This is a genomic window from Enterococcus wangshanyuanii (assembly GCF_002197645.1).
GTDB lineage: Bacteria > Bacillota > Bacilli > Lactobacillales > Enterococcaceae > Enterococcus_L > Enterococcus_L wangshanyuanii.
Genome location: NZ_CP021874.1, coordinates 111,798 through 132,222, shown reverse-complemented (window position 1 = coordinate 132,222; position 20,425 = coordinate 111,798). Strand labels below are relative to the sequence as shown.

At 38.5% G+C, this 20,425-nt stretch carries 20 protein-coding genes; 1 reads left to right on the top strand and 19 read right to left on the bottom strand.

The annotated features are described in order from the left end of the window. Positions 1-109 precede the first annotated feature (109 nt). The 10 genes from CC204_RS21090 to moaC all read right to left on the bottom strand — a co-directional run bounded on the left by CC204_RS21090 (position 110) and on the right by moaC (position 6,614). On the bottom strand, positions 110-262 hold the full coding sequence (locus CC204_RS21090; RefSeq protein ID WP_157894216.1) for a putative metal homeostasis protein: 153 nt from the start codon (positions 260-262) through the stop codon (positions 110-112). 24 nt (positions 263-286) lie between these two features. Continuing rightward, positions 287-556 carry a 30S ribosomal protein S14 gene (gene rpsN, locus CC204_RS00630; RefSeq protein WP_088268337.1) on the bottom strand — a complete coding sequence of 90 codons (270 nt, stop codon included), beginning with the start codon at positions 554-556 and terminating at the stop codon, positions 287-289. Positions 557-712: 156 nt separating this feature from the next. Beyond that, a complete protein-coding gene (locus CC204_RS00625) occupies positions 713-1,717 on the bottom strand; it encodes a sulfate/molybdate ABC transporter ATP-binding protein (RefSeq protein ID WP_088268336.1) in 1,005 nt (334 codons plus the stop codon). Then, positions 1,714-2,385, bottom strand: a complete 672-nt coding sequence (modB, locus tag CC204_RS00620; RefSeq protein WP_088268335.1) for a molybdate ABC transporter permease subunit — start codon at positions 2,383-2,385, stop codon at positions 1,714-1,716. The genes CC204_RS00625 and modB overlap by 4 nt, the downstream gene beginning before the upstream one ends. Before the next feature lie 9 nt (positions 2,386-2,394). Further along, positions 2,395-3,213, bottom strand: a complete 819-nt coding sequence (modA, locus tag CC204_RS00615) for a molybdate ABC transporter substrate-binding protein (RefSeq protein ID WP_088268334.1) — start codon at positions 3,211-3,213, stop codon at positions 2,395-2,397. A gap of 21 nt (positions 3,214-3,234) precedes the next feature. Then, complete coding sequence (locus CC204_RS00610) at positions 3,235-4,209, bottom strand: molybdopterin-binding protein (RefSeq protein WP_088268333.1); 975 nt, start codon at positions 4,207-4,209, stop codon at positions 3,235-3,237. A 13-nt stretch (positions 4,210-4,222) separates the two neighbouring features. Further along, positions 4,223-4,687 (bottom strand): MogA/MoaB family molybdenum cofactor biosynthesis protein, encoded by a 465-nt coding sequence (locus tag CC204_RS00605; RefSeq protein ID WP_236923175.1) that lies wholly within the window; start codon positions 4,685-4,687, stop codon positions 4,223-4,225. Position 4,688: 1 nt separating this feature from the next. Continuing rightward, positions 4,689-5,123 carry an MOSC domain-containing protein gene (locus CC204_RS00600; RefSeq protein WP_087639637.1) on the bottom strand — a complete coding sequence of 145 codons (435 nt, stop codon included), beginning with the start codon at positions 5,121-5,123 and terminating at the stop codon, positions 4,689-4,691. A gap of 7 nt (positions 5,124-5,130) precedes the next feature. Continuing rightward, complete coding sequence (gene moaA, locus CC204_RS00595; RefSeq protein ID WP_088268331.1) at positions 5,131-6,096, bottom strand: GTP 3',8-cyclase MoaA; 966 nt, start codon at positions 6,094-6,096, stop codon at positions 5,131-5,133. A 29-nt stretch (positions 6,097-6,125) separates the two neighbouring features. Then, the gene (gene moaC / locus CC204_RS00590) at positions 6,126-6,614 is read right to left on the bottom strand and encodes a cyclic pyranopterin monophosphate synthase MoaC (RefSeq protein ID WP_088268330.1); all 489 of its coding nucleotides are present in this window, start codon (positions 6,612-6,614) and stop codon (positions 6,126-6,128) included. Between the two features lie 318 nt (positions 6,615-6,932). Here moaC and CC204_RS00585 point away from each other — a divergent pair, with 318 nt between their 5' ends. Then, positions 6,933-9,353: a M60 family metallopeptidase gene (locus CC204_RS00585; protein ID WP_088268329.1), complete on the top strand. Its 2,421-nt coding sequence runs from the start codon at positions 6,933-6,935 to the stop codon at positions 9,351-9,353. A gap of 101 nt (positions 9,354-9,454) precedes the next feature. Here the strand turns inward: CC204_RS00585 and CC204_RS00580 are convergent, their stop codons facing one another. From CC204_RS00580 to CC204_RS00540, 9 genes are all read right to left on the bottom strand, one after another. Continuing rightward, the gene (locus CC204_RS00580; RefSeq protein ID WP_088268328.1) at positions 9,455-10,657 is read right to left on the bottom strand and encodes a molybdopterin molybdotransferase MoeA; all 1,203 of its coding nucleotides are present in this window, start codon (positions 10,655-10,657) and stop codon (positions 9,455-9,457) included. Between the two features lie 14 nt (positions 10,658-10,671). Further along, a complete protein-coding gene (gene fdhF / locus CC204_RS00575) occupies positions 10,672-13,392 on the bottom strand; it encodes a formate dehydrogenase subunit alpha (protein WP_088268327.1) in 2,721 nt (906 codons plus the stop codon). A gap of 1 nt (position 13,393) precedes the next feature. Next, positions 13,394-14,692, bottom strand: a complete 1,299-nt coding sequence (locus CC204_RS00570; protein WP_162288309.1) for a complex I 51 kDa subunit family protein — start codon at positions 14,690-14,692, stop codon at positions 13,394-13,396. Positions 14,693-14,703: 11 nt separating this feature from the next. Then, positions 14,704-15,189, bottom strand: a complete 486-nt coding sequence (locus CC204_RS00565; RefSeq protein WP_088268326.1) for an NADH-quinone oxidoreductase subunit NuoE family protein — start codon at positions 15,187-15,189, stop codon at positions 14,704-14,706. Further along, a complete protein-coding gene (locus CC204_RS00560) occupies positions 15,180-15,767 on the bottom strand; it encodes a hypothetical protein (protein ID WP_162288308.1) in 588 nt (195 codons plus the stop codon). Before CC204_RS00560 ends, CC204_RS00565 begins: the two co-directional genes overlap by 10 nt. Next, positions 15,754-16,569: a formate/nitrite transporter family protein gene (locus CC204_RS00555; protein WP_088268325.1), complete on the bottom strand. Its 816-nt coding sequence runs from the start codon at positions 16,567-16,569 to the stop codon at positions 15,754-15,756. Before CC204_RS00555 ends, CC204_RS00560 begins: the two co-directional genes overlap by 14 nt. 27 nt (positions 16,570-16,596) lie before the next feature. Continuing rightward, entirely contained in the window at positions 16,597-17,160 is a 564-nt protein-coding gene (gene mobA / locus CC204_RS00550) for a molybdenum cofactor guanylyltransferase (protein ID WP_088271617.1), read from the bottom strand. 625 nt (positions 17,161-17,785) lie between these two features. Continuing rightward, on the bottom strand, positions 17,786-19,045 hold the full coding sequence (locus CC204_RS00545) for a zinc ribbon domain-containing protein (protein WP_088268324.1): 1,260 nt from the start codon (positions 19,043-19,045) through the stop codon (positions 17,786-17,788). Positions 19,046-19,164: 119 nt separating this feature from the next. Further along, complete coding sequence (locus tag CC204_RS00540; protein WP_088268323.1) at positions 19,165-20,370, bottom strand: aminoacyltransferase; 1,206 nt, start codon at positions 20,368-20,370, stop codon at positions 19,165-19,167. Positions 20,371-20,425 lie beyond the last annotated feature (55 nt).

Sequence of the window (20,425 nt, the reverse complement as noted above, 5' to 3'; positions counted from 1 at the left end):
TTCTTTTCCCTAAACACATTCTCTAATATTTTATGCTTAGACGAAAAAAAAGTAAAGCTTCCCCTTGGAATGCTTTACTTTTTTATAGAAGAAAAAGTCATTTTCTTCCTTAACTATTGGTTACATTAGTAGTGTTTAAGATAATCATACGATTTCTTTTCTCCCGCTTATACTGCTGAATGATTTTCAACGCACGTTTACGTGTCTTTCGATTGGTACATTTTAATCTTCTGCGTGCGCTTGAAATGTCTTGTTTTTCCATTGTTTCTCCCCCAAAAGCGTTCTATTACCAGCTAGCTTTATGTACGCCGGGAATTTGCCCTGCATGTGCTAGCGTTCTAAAATTGATCCGTGACATGCCAAATTTGCGCATATAAGCTCTTGGTCGTCCATCGATCAAATCGCGATTTTTTAAGCGATTTGGGTTTGAATCTTTGGGTAATTTTGCCAATGCTGCGTAATCTTTATTGGTTTTTAATTCTTGTCGCAGTTCCGCATATTTTTCGACCAATGCTTGTTGCTGTTTTGCTTTGGCAATCTTTGATTTTTTAGCCATATTCTTATCTCCTTTCTGCAAATCGTAATCATTTCGTTTTAAGAGAAGTAATAATAACATCAATTTGAGTGAATGGCAAGCTTTTCTTCTTACAGCATTTAATTATTACTTTGCTCCAATAAAAAAACGAAGTATAAAACCTTCGTTTTTTGCTCTTCACTCTGTCAACAACATGATCGCTTCTGGTTTCACCGTCAGTTGTTTTACCTGATCAACGGCCACTTCCTTACTGCCTTTCCACCAAAGCTTCGTATCTTTATGAGAAAACCAACTACTTTGTTCAAAAGGTGTTTGCTGTGAAAATCCATAGGATACGTCTAATTGATTGATTCCAGAAATATTCAATAAGAAATCATGGGCTCTGATCCCAATATGAGAATGTTGCGGCAATACTTCTTGTGCCACAGTCAATGGCACAGACCAGCCTGTCACTAAAACGGTATGCGCATCTAGTCGTTTTATCGGGAAAATATTTTTACAGCCTGTCAACTTTGCGGCTGCAACAGTTTGCGCTTGTCTAAACAAGGTGTCTGTTTCTCCTTGCAAACACGCTCCTTCGGTCATGATCATCAGTTTAGGACATAAGCGAAACAGCTCATCTAAACTATGGCTAACGATCAATACATTTCTGGCAAAATCTGATAATCGATTTTGAAGTTCTAGCTGGAGTTCCTCTTTCAAAGATGTGTCCAATGCAGAAAACGGCTCATCCAGTAACAACAAATCTGGTTCTGCTGCTAACATCCGCGCCAAAGCCACCCGTTGTTTTTGTCCTCCAGAAATCTGGTTGGGGTAACTATTTTGAATAGTTTCTAAATGAAATAATTCCAGTAATTCTGCAATCAACCGCTTATTTTTCGTTACACTACTTAGATTTTTGTATACTGTCAAATGTGGAAATAAGGCGTATTGCTGGAATAATAAACCAACTTTTCGCTTTTGCGGTGCTACGTTTATCTTCAACTCTTTATCAAACAACATTCGCTCCCCAAGTTGAATCCGCCCTGAATCCGGCGTTTCGATTCCAGCAATACATTTCAGCAGCATACTTTTTCCGCAACCAGAAGCCCCTAAGATTCCTAAGGTCGTTGCTTCGATTTCAAAAGAGGCTGCTAACGTATGTGTACGTAATTTTTTTTGAATATCGACCATCAGCTTCATACGTTGCTCCTCCATGATTTTCGATTGAAAAATTCAGCTAGAAAAAGAATCACTAAACAGATTATGAGAATGATCCACACATATTTCTGCGCCAATGACCAGTCTCCTGCAGCTACCGCCGAATAGATAGCTAATGGTAAGGTTCGCGTTTTTCCTGCAATATTTCCTGCAAGCATTGTCGTTGCACCAAATTCACCTAACCCTCTGGCAAAAGCTAAAATGCCACCAGCTAAAAGACCATGTAGTGCTAAAGGCAACGCAATTTTGAAGAATACCTTTCCTTCTGAAAAGCCCAGTGTTTGTGCTGCAAAGAACAAATCTTTATCGACCTGTTCAAATGCTGCGATGGCTGAACGATACATCAATGGAAACGACACGGCAACAGCTGCAATCACCGTTGCTTCCCAAGAAAAGACAACTTTTACTGCAAAAAAATCCAATAAAAATTTCCCGATCGGCTGCTGAACCCCGAATATATCAAGTAAAAAGAAACCAAAAACCGTTGGCGGTAACACCAGCGGTAAGGTGAATAAGCTATTGAGAACGATCCTAAGAGGACGATTTTTTAGACGGAAAACGATATAAGCAATAATAGTCCCACTAAAAAACGTAACAATAATCGCAACAATTGCTGTTCTAAATGAAATAAAGATTGGGCTAAGATCCATAGCATTCACCTACTTATTAATAATAAACCCTGTCTCTTCAAAATATTTTGCCACTTCTTCACTTTCTAAAAACTTCATAAAGCGTTCAGCTGTCTCTTTTTCCTTTGAATTTGATACTATGCCCACTGGATAAATAATCGGCTCATTCAGTGTTTTTTCCGGCATAACTGCAACAACCTTGACTTTGTCTGTCGAAGCCGCATCTGTTGCATAAACAAGCCCTGCTTGAGCACTACCTTCTGCGACCCAATTCAATACTTCTGTGACATTCGTGCCAAAACTCGCATGTGCCTTAACATAATCCCAATCTCCAGTTGCTTTTAATCCCTTTTCAGCATATTGGCCGGCTGGAACACTAGCTGGATCGCCCACTGCAATTGTTTCAGCCTTTTTCACATCGTTAAATGATTTCCAATCCACATCAGATGCCTCTGGAACGATCAACACTAATTGATTTTGGAGCAATGGAACCACACTTTTTTCATTCACTAACTTTTGTTCGATCAATGCCTCCATCTGTTTCGTGGCGGCAGAAAAGAAAATATCCGCTTCTAAGCCTTTTTCGATTTGAGTCTGCAATTTACCTGAGCTGTCGTAGTTTCCCTCAATTGTTGTATTTGGATGCTCTTTGACGAATGCTGGAATGATTTGCTTTTCCATGACTGTCTCTAAACTTGCCGCTGCAGCAATCAATAAATGGTGCTCCTGTGTCTGACTGTCGGAGCTAGTTTTGCTTTCTTTTTTTTGGTCATTAGCTGTGCAGGCAGATACGATCAGGAATACTGCAACTATCCAACTAATGACACAAACCTTTTTTTGTTGTTTCATTTTTTCCTCCTAAATAAATTATTATAAATACCCGCCGTAACCCAAAGCGATAATTTCATTTTTTGATAGTTTATCTTGTGCAATGATTCGAGGTAATAACAAGTCAAAAACCGTTTGCTTAGAAAACAGTACGCCACCTGGCAATCCCACGATCGTCTTGCCATCTAAATAAGCTAGTAGCAGCATAGATCCAGGTAAGACAGGTGTTCCATGGGCAATGATTTCAGCTCCTGTTTGCCTGATCGCTAAAGGCGTTCGGTCGTCAGGATCAACACTCATCCCGCCAGTACAAAAAACAATATCTGCTCCTGCTTCAATCATTTTATTGATTGCTTGAGTGATTTGCGTTGGATCATCAGTGACAATCTCTTGGAATTTGATTTCTGCTGTTCGATATTCGGATAATTTCTCCTGAATAACGGGTAAAAATGCATCCTTGATCAAGCCTTTATAGACTTCACTGCCTGTCGTTACAATGCCGATCGTTACTTTTTCAAACGGAAGCAAAGATAAAATCGATGTTTCTCCAACTACTTGTTTTGCTTCAACTAAAGTAGCAGAATCAATTTCTAATGGAATGATCCTTGTACCAGCCAATTTTTGCCCTGCACTTATTTTCTGATTCGTAGGGAGCGTAGCAGCAGCTATCCCAGGAATCGCGTTTAATCTAAATAAGGTTTCACGGTCGACTTTCAAAAGGCCATCAACCGTTGCAATCACTTCGATTTTCCCTTCTGAAACAGGTGTAGCTTCCATAAAGGCTCCTGCCAAAAGCTGATACAAAAAGGCTGCTGCTTCATTTTCATGGATCAAGTCTGATTCTTCTGATTGTAGAAATAAATGCTCTTTGCCTAATGAAAGTAAAACTGGTATATCCTCCGCTTTCACTTGATGCCCTTTTGAAAATGCAACACCTTTGAACTCACCTTTGATAATTTTGGTAATATCTTGATAGAGGATCAACCCTTCCGAATCGATCGTTTTTACAACTTTCATCGTTTTCCTCCATTTAGTGCTCTGTTTTACGGTCCGTTAAAATATCTAGCGCATGTGATAGAATCGGCTGAATATAAGTTAAAATCTCGTCCACTGCTTTCGGACTCCCTGGTAGATTGATGATCAATGTCTTATCTCGTTGAACTGCTACGCCGCGGCTTAACATACCAAACGGTGTTTTTTTGATACTAAGCATACGCATCCCTTCACTGATTCCGGGAATTTCTTTATCTGCAATACTCATTGTCGTTTCGGGTGTGATATCTCTCACGCCCAATCCCGTTCCGCCAGTCGTCAAAATCAACTCACATGTCGAACAACAATCGATCAAGGTTTGCTTCAACGTTTCTTTTTCATCTGGAATAAGGATTCGATCAATGATTTCAAATTGATCTTTCAGCATTTTTTCTATTAAATCCCCGGACTCATCTTGTCGCAGTCCTTGCGCCCCTTTGTCACTGAGCGTGATGATGCCCACTCTATACAACTTCAAGCGTATCACCTTTTTTGATATGACCTTCATCTACGACAACTGCAAATATCCCTTCTCTAGGCATGATGCAGTCTCCAACACGAGCATAGATCTGACAATGCTTGTGGCATTCTTTTCCGATTTGAGTCACGACCAAAGACGCATCCCCGATTTGAATTTTTGTACCTACTGGTAATCTACGTAAGTCGATTCCTGAAACAATAATGTTTTCACCAAATGCGCCATTGCCGACGCGAGCCCCGCGCTCATTAAATTCAGTAATTTTTTCAAAAGACAATAAGCTGACTTGCCGATGCCAATTTCCACCATGAGCATCATCCGCTAAACCAAAGCCTTTCACTAAATCAACTTCTGGAATCTCCTTTTTCTGTGTTCCTCTTCGTTCACTAATATTGATACCAATAATTTCTCCTGTAGCCATAATCGTCTTATCCTCCAATTTGTGACATGAAACGGGAATCTCCCTGAGTTTCTAAAAAATGATGTTTTTCTGGTTTTTTTCGAATAGCTGAAAAAATCTGAGTCAATAGTAACTCTTTATTTTGTGCAGTCAATGCTGGTTTTAAAGAACAGCCTTCATCCATATGCAGGCATGTCTTGAGGTTACCATCCGCAGTAATGCGAATACGGTCACACGTAGCGCAAAAACAATGTCCTAATGCACTAATAAATCCGATCTTGCCTTGAAAATCTGGTAATGAAAAATAACTTGCCGGTCCATTCCCTAAACGTTGCTCAAAAGAATTTAATCGCCCATATTCTGACTGTATCACAGAAAAAAGCTCTTCCTGCGTTCTCCCAGGACAGCCTTTTCCTAAACCGATCGGCATCAGTTCAATAAAACGAACATGAAGGGCTTCATTTTGTGCTAATCCAGCTATTTCTATGATTTCTTGGTCGGTCAACTCACCTCTGGCAACGGTGTTGATTTTTATATTGGGTAATTCGACATTGATCGCTTCATTCAGTCCATCAAGAACTCTTTTCAGTTCACCTATCCTCGTGATCGTTCGATATTCCACTGGGTCAAGTGTATCGATACTGATATTCAATCCATCTAATCCTGCTTCTTTCAATGCTTGTGCATAACGTTTTAGTTGAATTCCGTTCGTTGTCATCGTCACTTTTTCGATGCCTTTTATTTGCTTGATCTCAGCAATCAAAGCAACTGTGTCTTTCCTTGCTAAAGGTTCGCCACCTGTGATCTTGACTTTTGTGATTCCATGTTCAGCCAGTGTTTTTAACAAAAATAGAATCTCTTCTTGATTCAATACTTCTTCTTTTTTCAAAAAACACATTCCAGTTTCCGGCATGCAATATGTGCAGCGCAAATCACAACGGTCTGTTACAGATAAACGTACATAATCAATTTCGCGATTAAACGAATCTTTCATTTTCTCCGCGCCCTTCCTACTCTCAGCATTTAACTTCTATCTCTTTTGAAAACACCACTTTTTCCGCCTGATTTTTCCAGTAAACCGATATTAGTCATCATCATTTCACGATCTAACGCTTTGCACATATCATAGATCGTCAACAGAGTAACATTAAGCCCAGTTAATGCTTCCATCTCAACACCTGTAATACCAACAGTTTTAGCTAAACATTCAACAGCTAAAATCTCTTTTGATTTCCATTGAAAATCAATTTCACATTTCGTTAATGCAAGCACATGACAAAGCGGAATCAGCTCAAACGTCTTTTTCGCTGCCATGATTCCTGCAATTCTAGCTACTTGAAGTACTTCTCCTTTTTTTACGTTCTGATTTTTAATTGCTTCAGCTGTCTCTTTTTTCATATGGATCTCACCATAAGCACGCGCAGTTCTTTCAGTTGAAGGCTTTCCTCCAACATCCACCATTTGTGCTTGCCCTTGCTCATTGATATGAGTGAACTGCAAGTTATTGACCATTTCCGCACCTCTTTTAAAACGCTTTCATTCCTATTTAAAGAACAATTTGTTCTCTTTATCACAAGTGTATCACTATGGCTAAAAAAAAACAATCTGCGATAAATAATTTTTTTCAGCTCTCTTTTTTTCAGTCATCTATCATTCCTTTCAAAATAATTTTAAGTTTAATTTTTTAACATGAAAATAATATAAAAATAAAAATAAAATTCTAAAAGAAATAATTATTTATCAATATATACTTTTATTTTTTCTTTTTTTGCTGTATGATGCTTTTTGGGGAACAATATTCCCTTTAATAAAAACGAAAGAAGGAAGAAAATGAAAAAATGGATACCTGTTTGTCTGCTATTTTCTCTGGCCATTTTAGGAAACAGCGAAACATATGCAGAAGAGTCAAACGAAACAAAAGAAGCAACAGCTGAAACTCAATCAAAAACGTTGCAGACTTCTGAGCGAAAAGAAGTACGTAAAGTGTTTTTAGGTCGAGGAAACGCTGCAAATGAACAAAAACGACAGCTACGAACACTACGCTATTCTAGCTTAGAAGCTTCGGGATTATATGGAAAAAAAGGCGATATGTTACACGTCAATGTGAGCGATCAAGATTCTCTTGAATTAGTGATAGGAACACCTGCACGTAACACAGAAAAACGTGTTCGTTTAAACCGTGGGGAAAATGTCATTGCTGTAGAAAATGACGGGGCTATCTACATCACAAATCCAAATGATAGCGGCAGCGCATTAGTAACGATTTCAGGAGCAACAGGCTCGATGCCTTATTTTGATTTAAACGCGACGAGTGTCAGTGACTTTCAAAAACAAATGGAAGAACAAACAGATGCTGCTGACGTACAGCTAGTGAGTAATAAAGCAATGATCACTGTTAGCTATGCCCGAGCAAAAAAATATCTTAAAGATCCTAAACAGCTGATGGAGTATTTTGACAAATTTTTATTAGCACAAGATCGTGTTTCGGGAATTAGTGATACTGGCAATCCTCTGAATTATACTGATCGACATTTTCAACATTTTATTGAAGTATCTAAAATGTATATGTATGCAACGAATGAATATCTGGGCTTTAATGGCGATGCAGCAATAAGTAGATTACTGCAAACCAATAATGGTTGGGGGATTTGGCATGAAAGTGGCCATCAGAGACAACAAAGTCCTTGGAAATGGGGATCAGTAACAGAATCCACTGTAAATATCTATTCAATGGCTGCTGAAAAAGAAGTCACTGGAAAAATAGGTGCTCTAGATAAACATTATCCGCAAATGCATTCCTATCTAAATTCAAAAGACAAAGACTTTGAAAAACAAAGCAACGAGTTAAAAATGGTCTTTTTTGGACAATTATCAAACACATTTGGTGATCAGTTTTATCCTATTTTACACCAATATTATCGTGAAAATCAGCTGTCTTATTCAACTGACGCTGAGCGCATACAGAATTTTATGACAACTGTTTCCACAATCACTGGTTATGATATGACACCTTATTTTGAGCAATGGGGATTTAGCATCGATGACGCCACAAGAGAAAAAAATGAACAATTGAATAAATTACCAGAGCAGATTTGGTTAAATGATAATAAGACAAATAAAAAATTACCTATGCGTTTGTTTAATGCGATTTCTCTTTCTGATTATAGAATAAATATTGCTCTTACAACTTATCAAAATGATATTTTTGAAGGGCAAAAAATGGTATTAATCAAAAATGATCAGTATATTGCAGAACTGACGAATAAAAAACCTGCCTACAGCTATTTAAACCAAAATACCTGGGCAAGAAATATTCAATTGGAAGCAACCGATGTTATCCGTATCGAAACAAGAAATGCAGATGGCACATTCCAACTTTACAGAGGTTCTATCGTCACTGATCAGTTAAAAAAACAGCTTACTGAATACCTTCATTTAGGCGGCGAAATAATTAAGACGATTGATCAAGCTAAGTTGGATGATCTGAGAGGGAAAATAAATACTGTTACAGATACTATAATCAAAGAGGAACTGTTATCCTTGTTAGAAACTTTAGAGGAAAGATATTTAGACTATTTGATTGATGATATCACTTTAAATGAACAGGGTGTTCTTCAGGTCGATTTCTTTGATAATAGATTTAAAGCTTATAATAAAATCGTCATCTTAGGCAATAATAAATATATTGCAGAAGTTGCTAAAGGAAATCCGTATTACAGTAGTTTATCTGGAAACAGCTTACGTATGGCTAATAAGATGGATCAAGACAGTTTCGCCGTACAATTCCGTCTTCCACATAAAACTTACACTGTAACAGAAATCAAGAAATCAGAGCTTCTATTAAAAAATGAAATAAACGCATTGGTCACTGCAGACAATCAGCTGGATCCAAGTGTCACACAAGAAAAACTAGACAGCTTACGTGCCCAAGTCGGACAAACGACGGGCAGAGTAAAAGAAACATTGACTCAAAAACTTAACGCGGCACAACAATTGTTTTTTGAATCAATGATTGCTGAAATAAACTTGGACAATAATAAAGTGACGGTTACTTTTGCAAATGATCTTTTCAAAAATTACAAAATTGTTATCATTGAAAATAGTAAATATTTGGCAGAAGTAACAAACGGAAAACCTTATTACGGGCAATTAATCAATAATGTATTTGTTACCAGCAAAACTAGCACAGCAGAAAATTCTTATGAGCTAGAGATAAGACATTCCAGCGGCAATTACAGAATCAAAAAATAGCTTCTAATGAATGAAAAGCTGCACTAAAAAAGAAAGTATTCCCGATAATGCTTGGGAGTACTTTCTTTTTTTATCATTAAATTGTTCTGCCAAAATTTTTTTCAAAGCTTCCAATAATAAACAGTCACATTCTCCCCTTGTTTTAAAGATGTTTTTGCCGGCTGATCGATTAAGCAGTTCGTCTCCAGTGTATTGTGAAAGACAGACGAAAAATGCTGGTCTGAAATAAGTGAAACTACTCCATCTTTTTCATACGCTCGAATAAATCGGCGAATACCTGAATACTTTAAATCAGAAGCAAGTCGCACCTTTCGAGTCTGGATGTTCAATTCCGCACAATCCATCGCATGAGCTAAAAATGACCAATAAAATAAATGTAAATTGACCACAGATGCAAAAAGATTCCCTGATAAACTTAAAATCAAACAATCAGCATAACAACTAGCCATGACCGGTGTGCCTGGCTTCATATTCACACAATGAAAGAGCTGCTGACCGCCGATTTTATCAATGACTTCCGGCAAATAATCCTTTTCGCCCACTGAGACACCGCCAGTCGTAATCAGTACATCAACAGATGAAATTTTTTCTTTGATCCTTTCAGAGAGCTGTTTTATATCATCTGGACAACGTTCCTTGAAGAGTAACTGACTATTGCCTGATTGGATAAAAGAAGCGAGCGTGTAAAGATTGCTGTCATAGATTTTTCCAGATGTCAGAGGAACACCAATTGAAACAAGTTCTGTTCCAGTTACGATAAGTCCTACTTTTAACGGTTGAAAAACAGAGACCGTTTCCATTCCCTGAGCTGCCAAAATCCCAATCGTTCGACTATTGATCAGTTGTCCCTTGGAAATAATCTTTTGACCTTCAAAAACATCCTCACCGATTCCTCCATAATTCAATCCTTTGTTTACCTCACGATAAAGCTCAACCTTCTCTATGCCGTAGTCTGTCCATTCTTGCCTGATCACTGCATCAAAACCTGTTGGAATTGGTGCTCCAGTCATGATCTTATATGCAACACCTTTTTTTTCCGTTGTTTGGATTTCTTGATCCCCTGCATAAATGGTTCCTACAACGGCCAAACAAACAGGTTGCTCTTCACTAGCTCCTACTGTTTCGGCGGCAATCACTGCGTAACCGTCCATCCCCGCTCTGGAAAATGTAGGTACAGCTACTCTAGCGTAAATATCTTCTGCGCACACTCGACCAGTAGCTTCTAAAATCGAAACAGATTCACTATTATTTTGACGAGGAAAAGCTTGTCGAATTTTTTCCTGTGCTGCTTCTACTTCGATCATTGACGCCCCTCCTCTTATTTGATTGGAACGATATCTACCGCACAAACCTTATATTCAGGGATGATCGCAATATCATCAAACACAGCATTTGTCAGTTCATTGACATTTCCATCTGGAAAATGGAAGGTCATAAAGACTTCTTGCGGGAACACACGATTTCCTACTGCCGCATAAGTTTCGATCGTCCCACGTCTTGATCTCACTTTGACTTTATCCCCTTCTTGAATTCCAAGACGACCAGCATCGACACTATTGATCTCAATGTATGAACGACCAGCAATTTGATTGATTCCTTCTGTTCGACCCGTCATCGCTCTCGTATTATAGTGATAAAGCATTCTACCAGTCGACATTAAATATGGATACTGTTCATCCGGCAACTCTCTTGCTTTTTTGTATGGGATAGCCATAAATAGACCTTTACCACGCGTAAAATTACCTACGTGCATAATTGGCGTTCCAGGATCATCTAAGGTACGACAAGGCCATTGCAGTCCTCCGGTTTCTTCCAGACGCTCATAAGTGATACCACCAAAAGTTGGTGTTACTGCAGCAATTTCTTCCATGATTTCTTTAGCTGAATCATAATGACAAGGATAGCCTAGGCGAGTCATCACCTCACAGAAAATCTCAAAATCTTGACGCGCGCTTCCTTTTGGTTCAACTGCTTTTCTAACTCTTTGAACTCTCCGCTCAGTATTTGTGAACGTCCCATCTTTTTCAGCATAACTGATGCCCGGTAATACAACATCCGCATACGCTGCAGTTTCTGTCATAAATAACTCCTGAACAACTAAAAACTCTAGACTTTCCAACGCATGGCGAACATGATTCGTATCAGGATCTGTCACGATCGGATCTTCACCAAAGATATACAATCCCTTTACTTTCCCTTCAGAAGCTTCCGGCAATACTTGAGTAGAGGTCATTCCGACAGTTCGATTCAGCTTAACATTCCAAGCTTTTTCAAATTTTTCGATGACTTCCGGATTCGCGACTTTTTGATACCCAGGGAAATCAAATGGCATACAGCCCATATCACAAGCTCCTTGTACATTGTTTTGACCACGTAAAGGATTGACACCACAGCCGGGCTTCCCGATTTTTCCGACTAACATTGCCATATTAGACATACTCATAACGCCTTCGGTTCCGGTAGAATGCTCAGTTACACCTAAACAGTAAATAATCGGTGCTTTTTCAGCTGTAGCATATAGTCTGGCTGCTTTGATTAGATCATCTGCTTCGATATGACAAATTTCGGCTACTTTTTCCGGTGTGTATTCTGCGACTAGTTGCTCTAATGCTTCAAAACCTTCTGTTTTTTCCTCGATAAATTTACGATCTGCTAAGCCTTCTTTCAAGATCACATGCATCATACCGTTTGCAAAAGCGACATTGGTCCCTGCTTGGATCTGCAAATGTAATTCACTGTTTTTAACTAGATCGATCTTTCTTGGATCAACAACGATCACTTTGGTACCACGCTGCATCGCTTGACGAATTTGAGCGCCGATCACAGGATGAGCTTCTTCTGGATTAGAGCCCACGAGTAAAATCACATCGACATCTGTCGTAATATCGGCAATTGGATTTGTCATTGCACCAGAACCTAAGGTATGTGCTAACCCGTGAACAGAGGCTGAGTGACACACTCGGGCGCAGTTATCGACATTATTCGTACCAAACGCTGCTCGAACCATTTTTTGAAACACATAATTATCTTCATTGATCGAGCGGGAGCAAGAAAAACCTGCAAGAGCATCTGGTCCGTCATTCGCTTTGATTTGTTTGAATTTATCTGCCACTAAAGTCAATGCTTCATCCCAAGTCGCAGGTTCAAAAACACCATTACGCTTGATCAAAGGTTCAGTCAATCGATCCCCTGAGCCGACAAATTTGTAGCAAGCAAATTTCCCTTTTACGCATAAAAGATTTTTATTTGCTGCACCATTGATCGGTTCAACACCAACCAGCTTGTTTCCTTTGACTACTAAATTCATTTGGCACCCAGTTCCACAATGCGGGCAGGTCGTTGGAATTTTTTTCGTTTCCCATGCTCTATGGGTTTTGCGCTCTTTCGCCACTAATGCACCTGTTGGACAAACTGACACGCAATTTCCACAAGATTCACATAAAGATTGATCAAAGGAAGCTTCATAGCTTGGTGTCATTTTTGTATCAAATCCGCGTTTAGCAATACTGATCACATCTCTACCTTGACGTAATTGGCACACTCTCGAACACTTACGGCACATGATGCATTTTTCAGGATCATAGGTAAAGAAAGGGTTACTGGTGTCCTCTTGGTGACACGGCATTCTTTTTCCTTCTGTAAAGGTAGTATCATCAATACCGTATTCCATACAGTAGTCCTGTAATTTACAATCGCCGTTTTTCCCGCAAGAAAAGCATTCTAACTTATGATTGCTCAATAATAGATCTAAGATGAAACGACGGGAATCATTGACTCTTGGTGATCCTGTATGAACTACCATACCTTCTTGGCAATGTGCTGTACAAGCCGTATTCAGTCCACCTTTTCTTCCGCCTTCAACCTCTACCACACACATGCGGCAAGAGCCATCCGGAGCCAGTTCTTTTAAGTGACACAATGTAGGAATATCGATACCAAGCGTCTTTGCAGCTTCTAATACTGTTGTTCCCTTCGGTACAGTAACCTGTTGCCCATCGATAGACATGGTCACTGTTTGTGTTTTGATTATCGTTTCCATATTACCAAAGCCCCCCTTTAACTGGTATAGCAGCTTCTTTCAGTCCAGCTTCAAATTCTTCTGGAAAATAGTCTAAACCGCTTCTCATCGGATTCGCTACAGATTGACCTAAGCCGCACGCTGAAAGATTCGTGACATGTGTCAGCATATGTTCAAGACGTTCAAGATCACCTGATTCCGCCTGTTTCTTATTGAATTTCGTCAATAATTCTAAGATTCTCGTTGTTCCTAAACGACAGGGCGTGCATTTTCCACAAGATTCATGTGCAAAAAAGCCTGCTACTTGTACCAAGTAATCAACAATACTGACCTGATCATCCATAACAACGATAGCCCCTGAGCCGATCGACAAATTCTTCTCCCAGAGCCCTTCGTATGAATAGATACAGTCATCTAAATTTTTAACAGCACCGATCGGTCCAGATTGTCCGCCAAAATGAATAAATTTCAATGGATTCCCTGTAGATGATCCGCCCCCATACTCTTCTGAATAGATGATTTCATGTAAAGGAGTCCCTAAGTTTACTTCATACAATCCTCGATTTTTCACATGACCAGATAAACAAATCAATTTTGTTCCACCGCCATCTTCGGTGCCTAAATCACGATAGGCCTGTCCGCCTTCTCGCAAAATCACAGGAATCCCCGCAAAAGATTCAACATTATTGACTAATGTAGGTTTTAAATACAACCCCACATCTGCTAAATGAGGCGGTTTTACTCTTGGTCGCCCCGTTTTACCTTCAATTGAATTTAGTAGAGCTGAATTTTCACCACATACATAAGCCCCTGCTCCTGAAATAATCGTAATTTTATAATTGAAGCCTTCGATACCTAAGATATCATCACCTAAAAAACCTGCTGCTTCTGCATGATCCAATGCTTCTTGAAAAATCTTTTGAATGCGTCGATACTCTCCCCGCATATAGATATAGCCAGCCTTAGCAGAAAATAAGTATCCTGCAATAACCATTCCTTCGATCACGCTAAGTGGATCATGTTCCAGCAATGCTTTATCTTTAAATGTTCCCGGCTCACCTTCGTCAGCATTACATACGATATATTTTGTATCTCCTTTGGAGCCGTACAAGTGTCGCCACTTTTTGCCTAAAGGAAAAGCAGCTCCGCCTCTGCCGCGTAAATGAGCAATATCCAGTTCATCTAAAATGGTTTCTTTATCCATTTCTATTGCCTTTTTCAGTCCTTCAAAGCCTTGATAACGTTCATATTCTGCCACATCCGTCGCATGTTTCATCTTGTTGACTCGTTCCAGCAAAACAGGTTGATTTCGTTTGATCATCTCTTTTCCTCCTATAGATCCTGATAGCGGCCATTGCGTAAGTCGTCGATCAGCTGATATACTTTTTCTTCTGTCAAATCACTAAATACTGTATCTTTGATTTTAATGACTGGACCTTGATCACATGCACCAATACAAGGAATACTATGATACATAAATAACCCATCCGGCGTTGCCTGATCGATCGGAACCTCTAGAATCGTTTCTAATACTTCCGCCAGCATGTCTCCTCCTGTATACAAACAAGGAGTGCTATTACAAATTTTAAGGACATATTTTGCTTGTGGTTCTGTCTTTAAAATAGCGTAAAAACTTAACAGCTCATAAACACGCGCTTCAGATAAACCCAAATGACTGCCAACCAGCTTTGCTGTTTCTTCATCGATATATCCTTCTTCTGACGCAAATTGAATGTCGAGGAAAATATTTAATATGCGTTGTGGATCAGAATCATTTTCAAAAATAATTGCTTCTTTCTCTTTCAAACTTAACCCCATATTTTTGCTCTCCTATCCTTATCCTTTTTGTTATAATAAATACCCGAATTTGTTTTGATGAGACCGAAATGATTGGGCAATTCTGGAGAATTTAAAATCAAATCCGCTTGGTCGATCACTTTTGCTGCCGTTTTCTTCATTCCTTTTTGATTATTCATCATGATAAATAATCCAGGTTCAACGACCTCACGAACAGAATTTGATTCACAAACAACCACTGTATCTGCAGGAACTACTTCTTGAAAAGCTAAAAGACCTTCCAATAAATGATCGTAAAAAACCTTTAGTAAATAGACCTTTTCACACCCTGCTCTTAATAGCTGCATCGTATCTTTGGAACCACTGGCGTTTTTTTCTTCGATCAATTCATACCCTTCGTCAATACTTGTACATATCCCACAGCCAGTTTCTCCTCGTTGACATTTCCCTTTAGCCCCGCTGATCGTAATGACTTTTAGCCCATAGATAGGGAAAAATGGTTGTCCTTTTTCTATTAAAGTTTTCGCAATCGTTGTCTTCCCACTGTTACGACCTGTAGAACCAATCTGGACCATCATAGGCATTTCAAGTTTTTTCATACACGCCACCTACACTTAGCTCTTCTGCTTCTTTTTTCTCAGTTGTGACAAACATCAAAGGTACCGCTAAAAATAGACTGCCGCCGACTGCATTCCCGAAAAAGACGATCACTGTGTTGATTAAATAGTCAGACCATTGGATGTTGCTTGCGTTAGAAAAAATCGCTGCGGGAATGATAAATGCGTTCGCTACAACGTGCTGAAATCCGCAAACAACAAAAACCAATACAGGAAACCATAGCCCAAAAATCTTGCCTAAATAAGTTTTTCCCATCGCGCCTAAATAGACAGCTAGACAAACAAAAATATTACAGCCAATGCCTGAAACAAATGCCACAAGCGGCGTATCATTGATTTTTGCCTGTGCCACAGAGAGCGTTTTTTCTAAAAATGCGCCTTCAGTCAAACCAACGATATGACCGAAGAAAAAAGCGACTAAAAAACCTCCAATACAATTTGTGATCAATACGATCAGCCAATTATAAATTACATCTTTTTTCGTAATTTTCTTTTGCATCAGTCCTAAAGCCATCACCATCATATTGCCAGTCGCTAACTCACCACCCACGAAAGTAAGCGCTACCAAACCGATTGGAAATAAACAACCTCCTAAAAACGTTGCAAAGCTGCCCCACGCTTCAGGAACAGTTCCTGTAATTCTGATAAACGATAAATACCCCAGTGCAATAAAAGAACCTGCCATAATTCCTAAAATACTCAACCGAACAAATGATAATTTCGTTTTTGCCTTTGCTTTATCCCCTAAACTACTGACGACTTCCTGACTGCTGTCAAAATCCATCCTGTACCCCTTTCATGTCACTTTATTTTAATTCCAAAAGACAAGTTCTTTTGGTGTGTTCACATTGTTGATGGTCGTGGACGTGTCTAATGTAATGATCTTAACTGAAAATCGATCGAATTCTTTTGCTATTCGCCAATTTTTTGATGTAAGCTGCTGTTGAAAAACAGGTAAACAAGAACGATGATAAAAAGCGAATAAGGGTTCCAATCGACCATTTTGCTGACATAGTACAATTTGATACGTTGATAAATGCTCTTTCATGATCCGAATCAAATCAACGGTCAAGTTAGGGATGTCACAAGCAACTAAAAATAGATATTCTGTTTCTATCTCTTCCAGTCCCGTTGCTAAACCACCAAGAGGCCCTTTTTCATGGTAATGATCTTCAAGGATCGTCACTTGAGAAAAAACAGCTGGAAATTTTGTTCTCTGATTCGCTACAAGCAGTACTTTAGGAAAAATTTTTTGGAGTTGCTTCACTGTTCTGAGTAAGACGAACTCACCCTTGACTTTTAACAAAGATTTATCAAAGCCCATTCTTGTACTCTTTCCCCCACATAAAATGACGGCTGTAGCCTCTTTGATCATTCCCACAGAACTCCTCCTTTTATTCAGAGTAAGCTAATAAAGCTAAATATTTTTTATCCAACATAAATATTTTTAAGCACTTTCATTTACTCTATTATAAAACATCCTTTCAACAAGTCAATTATTATTTTTACTATTTCTTACCTTTATCTGATTTGATATAGGTAATTTGATGGCTACAATAAATTTTTAAATAAAAAAGTTTAGAGGATAACTGGTTGAGTTATCCTCTAAACAAAGTGAGACATCATAAATGCTCGATCAGAGACAGTCACTGAAAAATTTCAACCCACTCACTCTAAACAGAGTGAGACGCATTTTTGTTCGTTGAATATTTTTTATCAAGTGGTATTTCAATCCACTCACTCTAAACAGAGTGAGACCGTGAAAACATACCATTTTATAGTGATAATGACATATTTTCCTTAGTTACCTGCCATTAAATGTGAATTCGATGAGAAAAAGCTGTTTTTCCACTATTTTCCATCAAAAAAATGGTGCGAATCAATTAGTGATTTCATGTGCACTTAGGGTTCGCACCTCAATACATACTCTTGAACATATTCTGGGAAAAAACAGAACAACGAGGATTCGTCATTCTAGTTTTCAATCCCTAGTGCAAAACTTATTCTGAATATTGTTTTAGTAAACTCATATATTCAGGATGATCCTGCAAATTGTTTTTCAAACTTTTCTTATTTGCACCGAGGAAGCTGTGTCTTTTTATTGCAAAAAATATCCAAACACCGATACCGCCCACCACAAGGAACGATAATACGGGTTCCACAGTCTTAGGAAGAAGCTCAAACGCAAAGATTAAGAAAAATACCAAACTTGCAAGTAGACCATAACGTCCATTACGTTTCATCCTGTTTTCTATTGAAGAATCTTCCTGACTCACAGGACGACTGCCGTCAATTTCAATCTTTTCCTTTTTAGAGGCAGTCATCAGTACCATATGATCGATTCCTTCATATTTATACGTGACTTTCCAAAATGGGACATACGTATATTTTGAGATCAATGTGTACGAAAATTTAGTAATTTTTTCATTTTTATTCTTATCACCAGGTAGGAGACTCTTCATCTTCACTCGCGCTTCATCATGGGCAAATCCACGAACAGAACGTAATGCTTCGGAAACCTTATCTGACGAAATTTTCAATTGGCGAGTTCCAGCTGTATAATGCTCATCAAAGGGCTTCACTTCATTTATGATTGCTAGACCAGAAGCTTTTTCCGCAAACGCCGCAACTGCTCCTGTCAATTCATTGTTGATCAGATAACTTTTATAAGCCGTTCCTGTAAAAATATCGCTTGAATGATTCCAATCAATGACTGTTCGCGTTTTAGTCACAGGCTCTGTATATTTATTGCCGTTTTTGTCTTCTTTAGTTACGTATTCTGTATAGGTTTCATTACGATTATAGCCAATATCAGCACTCCAAGAACCTTCATATGAAACACTTGCTCCCAAATAAGGGATATACACTTGTTCTAATTGGATGCTCGTTGCTTTTCCAAGAATATCTAGCGGAACGTTTTTCCCTGCGATCAACCATTCATAAAATTTCTTTTTTGCTAAGCCTTCTGGCACTTGAAACGGAATCAAGTCATCCGCTTCATAGGTCAAATTATCAAAATCCTGCTCTGCTTTTGTTGTAAAAGTCGAGTGACAAAAATCACAAGCAAATTGTTGCTTCTCGATATTAAAAGTCACTGGTGAGCCGCAGTTTGCACACAGCTCGATATTTTTGTTTTTCTCATCGATTTCTTTTTGAATCATATCCAGCGTCGTACCGCAATGCGGACAATTTTTAAATGATGGATCATTGATTGCTCCCCCACAAGCTGAACATTGATTCTGAACTAACGTTTCTTCCATTTTATTCCCTCCAAAACTCACTTTTTCCCATTTGATTATCTCATTTTTCCAGTAGAAGGTAAACCCAATAAAAAAAAGATATGACTTCAATTTTCTCCATCGAAATCACATCTTTTTATTTATTTTTTCTGTTTTCTTAATTTATAGGCATATTCACTTGCTTTAAATAATAAGTGATTGACAGGTAAATCAAACTCACCAATAAATTCATTGACTGTTGGATTGAAGTTAGATTTGAATTTGATCAACCCATCATTCAAGCTTCCTTCAAGTCCACCCATATTGCATGAAGAACATCCGCGTTTAAAACATTCTTCGATTGCATCGAACCATGTTAAATACGCTGGCATATAGCGCTTGTATCGGTCATCCATGCCCGCATATAAAATTTCGCTCGTTGAACCGAACGTGATCGCCAAAGCACCGGCAACGACAGCAACATCCCCAGAATGTGCGATATTTTCTTCTAATTCTATCATTTCACGAGTCAAAGAAAAATCTAATTCTTCTAGATTATGGCGTTTTTTGACCTGATTTTCTTTCAAATTTGCCAGATCCTCTTTATTTTTATCGAAACGTTGCTTAGTTTCTTCATAGCGTTCCTTCAAATTGACCTCTGCCAGCATGATAAATGAGTTCTCTGGATAAATTTGCATCAGTTTAGTGAAATAATCACTATTTCTTAAGGAAATATTCTGACGTTCTGTGGTCAATTCAATTACCTTAGCAAAGTCTTCAACAAACTCTGTGTGCCCCATTTTGACCGTCACGCCTTTTTTCTGCGCTTGCTTCATCATTTTCTTTGTGCTTTTAGAAAGCTGTTCTTCACTAAAGTCTTCTTTATAGATATTAGCTTGAAAACGCGGCTGAATCGTTGCATCCATTGCCATTGTCAAGCCTTGATGCTTTGCACCACTGGCAATTAAATTATCGATGATCACTTGAGCTTTGGGATCGATTATTTGCTCTTCACCTAAATGAAAATCCTTATAATGAACAGTTGGGTCCATTTTTACAAATAATGCTTTTTTTTGTTTCCCGAATTTTTTTAATTCTTTTAAAAAGAAAGTGACAAGCTCTTTATTTGTATAATCCATGATCGGCCCACGTGGTGTATATAACATGGTAAACTTCATAGGCAACGGTCTGATCAATACTAAACTAGAGGCAACCAGTGTCCCATTTTCATAAACGCCGACAAGTTCTGAGCCCCAGTTATCTTTTACTTTTCCCCAAGCAGACGATTGCAGTAAATTGCATAAGGGATGGTTTTCTACAAAGGAATCGTGTTCTTTTTCGTCAATTCCGATCTTAAATTCAAACATTGGTTAAAAACTCCTCTACATTTTTGCTTCTGTATTACCATATCATAATTTTACC

What these genes read in the sequence shown, in the direction of transcription:
- mobA (WP_088271617.1), bottom strand. Translation starts at nt 17,160, where the DNA reads ATGATCAAAGAGGCTACAGCCGTCATTTTATGTGGGGGAAAGAGTACA.
- CC204_RS00580 (WP_088268328.1), bottom strand. Translation starts at nt 10,657, where the DNA reads ATGATCGAAGTAGAAGCAGCACAGGAAAAAATTCGACAAGCTTTTCCT.
- modB (WP_088268335.1), bottom strand. Translation starts at nt 2,385, where the DNA reads ATGGATCTTAGCCCAATCTTTATTTCATTTAGAACAGCAATTGTTGCG.
- rpsN (WP_088268337.1), bottom strand. Translation starts at nt 556, where the DNA reads ATGGCTAAAAAATCAAAGATTGCCAAAGCAAAACAGCAACAAGCATTG.
- CC204_RS00585 (WP_088268329.1), top strand. Translation starts at nt 6,933, where the DNA reads ATGAAAAAATGGATACCTGTTTGTCTGCTATTTTCTCTGGCCATTTTA.
- CC204_RS00625 (WP_088268336.1), bottom strand. Translation starts at nt 1,717, where the DNA reads ATGAAGCTGATGGTCGATATTCAAAAAAAATTACGTACACATACGTTA.
- fdhF (WP_088268327.1), bottom strand. Translation starts at nt 13,392, where the DNA reads ATGGAAACGATAATCAAAACACAAACAGTGACCATGTCTATCGATGGG.
- modA (WP_088268334.1), bottom strand. Translation starts at nt 3,213, where the DNA reads ATGAAACAACAAAAAAAGGTTTGTGTCATTAGTTGGATAGTTGCAGTA.
- CC204_RS21090 (WP_157894216.1), bottom strand. Translation starts at nt 262, where the DNA reads ATGGAAAAACAAGACATTTCAAGCGCACGCAGAAGATTAAAATGTACC.
- moaC (WP_088268330.1), bottom strand. Translation starts at nt 6,614, where the DNA reads ATGGTCAATAACTTGCAGTTCACTCATATCAATGAGCAAGGGCAAGCA.
- moaA (WP_088268331.1), bottom strand. Translation starts at nt 6,096, where the DNA reads ATGAAAGATTCGTTTAATCGCGAAATTGATTATGTACGTTTATCTGTA.
- CC204_RS00570 (WP_162288309.1), bottom strand. Translation starts at nt 14,692, where the DNA reads ATGATCAAACGAAATCAACCTGTTTTGCTGGAACGAGTCAACAAGATG.
- CC204_RS00610 (WP_088268333.1), bottom strand. Translation starts at nt 4,209, where the DNA reads ATGAAAGTTGTAAAAACGATCGATTCGGAAGGGTTGATCCTCTATCAA.
- CC204_RS00545 (WP_088268324.1), bottom strand. Translation starts at nt 19,045, where the DNA reads ATGGAAGAAACGTTAGTTCAGAATCAATGTTCAGCTTGTGGGGGAGCA.
- CC204_RS00600 (WP_087639637.1), bottom strand. Translation starts at nt 5,123, where the DNA reads ATGGCTACAGGAGAAATTATTGGTATCAATATTAGTGAACGAAGAGGA.
- CC204_RS00565 (WP_088268326.1), bottom strand. Translation starts at nt 15,189, where the DNA reads ATGGGGTTAAGTTTGAAAGAGAAAGAAGCAATTATTTTTGAAAATGAT.
- CC204_RS00540 (WP_088268323.1), bottom strand. Translation starts at nt 20,370, where the DNA reads ATGTTTGAATTTAAGATCGGAATTGACGAAAAAGAACACGATTCCTTT.
- CC204_RS00560 (WP_162288308.1), bottom strand. Translation starts at nt 15,767, where the DNA reads ATGAAAAAACTTGAAATGCCTATGATGGTCCAGATTGGTTCTACAGGT.
- CC204_RS00555 (WP_088268325.1), bottom strand. Translation starts at nt 16,569, where the DNA reads ATGGATTTTGACAGCAGTCAGGAAGTCGTCAGTAGTTTAGGGGATAAA.